The 4944-nt window shown below is 45.8% G+C and carries 4 protein-coding genes and 2 pseudogenes; all 6 read left to right on the forward strand.

Annotated elements, in window-relative coordinates; all coding sequences use genetic code 11:
* A partial coding sequence (locus BG32_RS07360; RefSeq protein ID WP_409072653.1) for an ABC transporter permease subunit occupies positions 1-543 on the forward strand: 543 nt, incomplete at its 5' end.
* Positions 540-1678, forward strand: a pseudogene (locus BG32_RS17115) (ABC transporter permease). The gene BG32_RS07360 and the pseudogene BG32_RS17115, both read left to right, overlap by 4 nt.
* Before the next feature lie 4 nt (positions 1679-1682).
* Positions 1683-2066, forward strand: coding sequence for a DUF6672 family protein (locus tag BG32_RS07370; RefSeq protein WP_121526631.1), 384 nt, complete (start codon positions 1683-1685; stop codon positions 2064-2066).
* 285 nt (positions 2067-2351) lie between these two features.
* Positions 2352-3113, forward strand: a complete 762-nt coding sequence (locus tag BG32_RS07375; RefSeq protein WP_121526632.1) for an SDR family NAD(P)-dependent oxidoreductase — start codon at positions 2352-2354, stop codon at positions 3111-3113.
* An 82-nt stretch (positions 3114-3195) separates the two neighbouring features.
* Complete coding sequence (locus BG32_RS07380) at positions 3196-4737, forward strand: exodeoxyribonuclease VII large subunit (RefSeq protein WP_006486658.1); 1542 nt, start codon at positions 3196-3198, stop codon at positions 4735-4737.
* Position 4738: 1 nt separating this feature from the next.
* Positions 4739-4944 (forward strand): annotated as a pseudogene (locus BG32_RS07385) (hypothetical protein); the annotation flags it as partial.

A 4944-nucleotide genomic window follows, 5' to 3' on the forward strand; every position in this document is an offset into this window, starting at 1 on the left:
ATAAGTGTCGAGGGATACTGGTTGGGTGTTCTTAACAACTTTCTCAGCATAAGAATCGGAAACTTTTTCTTTCCAACGGGGACGATCCTTTTCTTCGCCCTCATTGCTTTGCTCGTCTGGTCATTCTTCAAGACGAAGCTAGGAACGGCGATGACGGCGGCAGGATCAAATCCTGTATATGCAAAAGCAGCCGGAGTTAATGTAGACAGAATGAGAATTCTATCAGTCGTGATCTCTACGGTTATTGCGGCTGTGGGAATCCTTGTCTATGAACAGAGTTTCGGATTCATTCAGTTATACATGGCCCCTCTATTGATGGCCTTTCCGGCCGTTGCTGCTTTACTGCTCGGGGGCGCATCCGTTTCGAAGGCGTCTATGGGAAACGTTATCATTGGAGCGTTCTTGTTCCAGGGAATTCTAACTATGACACCTTCCGTCATGAATAATCTCATTAAGAGCGACATGTCGGAGGTAATCAGGATAATCGTCTCTAACGGTATGATCGTTTATGCTTTGACGAGAAGAACGAAGGTGAGAAAATGAAGGATCAGAGCTTAACACGCGCAAAGAATCCATTGGTGAGATTCGTAATTTCCAATGCGGTTCCAATCTTGTTTGTCATTCTCCTTATTTTCGCCGTGCCGTTGTCGGGATTCTCAACTGATTATCTTCTGAACGAAATCATCACGAGACTCGGGAGAAACTCCTTCCTTGTCATATCTCTACTGATACCTGTTATGGCCGGCATGGGATTGAACTTCGGTATTGTGCTTGGAGCCATGGCAGGGCAGATAGGCTTGATTTTCATGCTCGACTGGGGAGTAGTAGGTATTCCGGGAATTGTTCTTGCTATGCTTATTGGAACACCAATCGCGATTCTTTTGGGCATGCTTGCGGGAATGATCCTCAATCGTGCAAAAGGCAGAGAGATGGTTACATCAATGATTTTGGGATTCTTCATAAACGGGATTTATCAGCTTACGATCCTCTACGGTATGGGAAGTGTAATACCGATTGCCAGTGACAAGTTGCTGCTTCCCAGAGGATACGGTGTCAGAAATGCAATCGATTTAATAAGCATAAGAAAAGCTCTCGACAATATGTGGTCCATAGAAATAAGCGGGGTCTCTATTCCTCTAGGTGTCTTCGCAATAATAGCTGCACTCTGTATATTTGTTTTCTGGTTCACGAGGACAAAGCTCGGTCAAGACATGAGGCTGTGGGCCAGGATATGCAAGTGGCGGCAACCGCCGGAATAAACGTGGATAGGACGAGAACGCTCTCGATAATTATTTCGACGGTTCTCGCCTGTTACGGTCAGATTATCTTCCTGCAGAATATCGGGACGATCAACACATATAATTCCCACGATCAGGTCGGAACGTTCGCCATTGCCGCGCTTCTTATTGGAGGCGCCTCAGTCGCAAAAGCAACCATTCCAAATGTCTTCATTGGAATCACTCTCTTCCATCTGACCTTTATTGTCGCTCCAAGAGCGGGAAAAGAACTCTTAGGCCAGGCACAGATCGGCGAGTTTTTCAGGGTCTTTGTATCTTATGGAATAATCGCCATCTCACTCGCTCTCTACGCCTGGAGAAGGCAGGTTGAAAAGGAGACCGAAAGAAGGCAGGCAAAGGCAGCAATCAAAGCAGCGGTTGAAGATGGGACAGGAGGCTGATCGCATGAGGAGGAACATTATTAGAGTCGCCCTTGTTGTGGTCCTTGTTGCTCTTGGATTTGGTCTTTACGTTCTCGGAAAGGAACATACCATCTTCGTAGAAAACAAAGACATCGTCGTAGACGGCGTCGAATATAAATCGGCAAATACAATAAATGTAATTGTCGACGATATCGAACTTGAGGATGTCAAAAAGGGAAAGAGAAAGGTTGCTTATTCAGCCGGTCCGTGGCACAGAATAAAGGCAGTTGAAGTGTTTCCTGATGGGACTACAAGGGAAATTGAACGAAAGTTTACTTTGTCGCCAAACGATACTGCAGTAATAAATCTTGTCGCGCTTTTTGAAGTCGAAGAGGGATGGCTTACGATAGAGCAAGCCGAGCGATGAAATCTCGAAATGAATGGTTGAGCTAACCGCAATTGATGATAAAGGGACTGAATGATGTCAGCGTTCGGTCCCTTTTCTTTTTGCATCGAAAAAACTTCGAATAAAGCGTCGTTCTTCTAGGCCAAGCCTTTCACAAGTTGATAAGCGAATCATCGTCAATCGATTTTTGAAAGCTCCTCTTAAAAGCGCAGTCTGGATCGTTATTTGAGCTTAGCAAGGATTGTGATATACTAAATATAGCAGATAGAAACTATCGGATTTCATCCTTATATAAGGAGGTTCACTATGAAGAGATTCGAAGGCAAGGTAGTAATGATATCGGGAGGAAGCTCTGGAATCGGAGCCGAAACCGCCATCGCATTCGCAGAAGAGGGAGCAAAGGTAGTAATTACAGATGTCGATGAAGAAAAAGGAAGGAAGTTAGCCGAAGAGATAAACGAATCTGGCGGCACTGCAGTGTTCATGAAGCACAATGTCGCAGACGCCAAGCAGACAAAGGAAATAATCAACAAAATCGTAGAGAAGTTTGGAAAGCTTGATGTCGCATTCAATAACGCTGGGATTGCTGGCCCTTCTCTTCCGATATCTGAGTACCCTGAAGAGGACTGGGAACGAGTGATTTCGATCAATTTGCTGGGCGTCTATTATGGAATGAAGTACCAGATTCAGCAGATGCTTAAGCAGGGCGGAGGAGCAATTGTAAACAACTCTTCAATACTTGGAAAAGTCGGTTTCAACAATGCCTCCGCTTATGTAGCCGCCAAACACGCTGTCGTTGGATTGACGAAAGCCGCAGCGCTGGAGTATGCAAGCAAAAACATAAGAATCAATGCCGTTAATCCTGCTTTCATAAAGACGCCGCCGATTGAGAATGCCGGAATGAAGGAGGGAACGGAGATGTACGACATGCTAGTTGGCTTGCATCCTATAGGCAGGCTAGGAAATCCCAGAGAAGTCGCTAATGCCGTCTTGTTTCTTTCCGGTGAGGACGCCTCTTTTGTTCACGGAGAGTCTTTGATGGTAGACGGTGGCTATACGGCGAAATAATTGTGAATGTTCCTACTGAGGGCGCCATTAGGCGTCCTCTTCTTTTATAATGGAGTAGAGCATTCATTCAGAGGAGAACTTCATGGAAGAAGAAACTCTTGAATTCAAGGATCTTGACAATATGCTAGAACATATAAGAACGATTCTTGCAGATGCGGGTTTGAACAATCTGAGAGTCAAGTTTCCTGCCGATGTTACCAATATAAACGTCAGAGGCAGCTATGTATATATCAATGTATCTCAGGATTACGTTGAGCGAGGTACGAAGCGGCGAATAGATCTGAGCATGATTTCAGGCACCTCTGCCTTTGCAAGGATGGGAAGACAGCTAGCTCTAAAGAGCTCGTCCGACTTGAAAGGTAAGAAGTGGCTCTTCGAAGGTACTCTCAGTTTCTACAAACCGCGTGCAAGCTTTTCCATCTGGATAGATACGATCGCGCCGATCGGTGAGTCGGATATTGCCGCTCGAAGAAGGGAGATCTATCTCGCTCTTAAAGCTCGGAATGCATTGAGAACCGAGGAACACGATCTCGCCGAGCTGCCCCCGATTAAGAGGATTGCCGTCATCTCGTCTTCAACTGCAGCGGGACTCGGGGATTTCTTCTCCAATCTCTCTGTTCAATATCCTTACAAACCTATTGTTCATCTTTTTGAATCATATATGCAGGGGAATCGAACCGTCCCCGGGATTCTTTCCGCTTTGAAGAAAATCGCCTCCTGTCCCGTTAAATACGACGTTGTGGTCCTGACCAGAGGTGGTGGCTCTGCGAGCGACTTAATGTACTTCGACAACCTGGATTTGGGAAGTGCAATTTCGGATTTCAACAAGACTTACTGCCCTGTGCTTAGCGCTATCGGCCATGAAAGAGATTTCACGATTCCGGACTTCGTCGCATGGAAGAGATTCGACACCCCAACGGCAGTAGCGAGAGGAATAACCGAACAGGTAAACGAGTATATCGCCTCTCTTGAAGAATTCGCGGATCTCTTAGACGACGAAATGAACTGGCTATTCCAAAGAGCTTGGGATGAGACCGATCCTAAAAGACTTGGGATCATGTCGGACAGAATAGAGGAAAATATGAGTCGAACGGAGCATTTCTTCGAGGATGAGATAAGGGTTTTGTCGGGAACCATTCTTCACAGGATCGGCCAGGCTGTAAACGAACTTGGATCCTTCAACCCAACCAGGTATGTTCTCTCGATTGAGCGAACGATGAACGAAATTTTAGCACTTACCGAGGGCCTAATAAACAGGGCGGAGACGACCATCCAAAGAAGTTTTCACTACAGCGAAAGTCAGCTAGATTATGCAGGATTGAGAAATCAGCTCGACAGACATTTGATGAACGCAAACGGACAGGTCGAGCTACTTGACAAAGGAATATTCAGACTGATCGACGACAAAATCAACGAGGCAGGTAACGACCTCGACAACCTCTTCAACGACCTCACTTTGCATGGGGGATACGCAGCCTCGCTCCTTTTCGGTGGTGTGGTCCTGAAGAAAGCCGACAGGATTGTTAACAGTGTCAGAATTGTCTCTCCCGGAGATGAAGTTGACTGTGTTTTCAAAGACGGCGAAGCAAAAGCTACAATTGATGAAGTGAAATCGGAGGTATGAAATGGATGAAAAGACTCTCGAATCAATTCTGAAACTGAAAGAAGATCAGATAAACGCTATGGACTTCAAGAAGCTTCTTGGCTACATAAGATCGATAGACGAGTATTTCCGTGGCAACTCTCAGATCGACGTCGAAATTGCACTCAAAGCTTACCAGAAGGCTATTCAGCTGCTTACAGCCGCCCGATTGCGTTTGATCACTCTCAA

Origin of the sequence: Mesotoga sp. HF07.pep.5.2.highcov (assembly GCF_003666285.1) — a bacterium.
Classification (GTDB): Bacteria; Thermotogota; Thermotogae; order Petrotogales; family Kosmotogaceae; genus Mesotoga; species Mesotoga prima.

Bases quoted from the DNA above. Each gene is read 5' to 3' on its own strand.
- BG32_RS07375 (WP_121526632.1), top strand. From the start codon at position 2,352: ATGAAGAGATTCGAAGGCAAGGTAGTAATGATATCGGGAGGAAGCTCT.
- BG32_RS07380 (WP_006486658.1), top strand. From the start codon at position 3,196: ATGGAAGAAGAAACTCTTGAATTCAAGGATCTTGACAATATGCTAGAA.
- BG32_RS07370 (WP_121526631.1), top strand. From the start codon at position 1,683: ATGAGGAGGAACATTATTAGAGTCGCCCTTGTTGTGGTCCTTGTTGCT.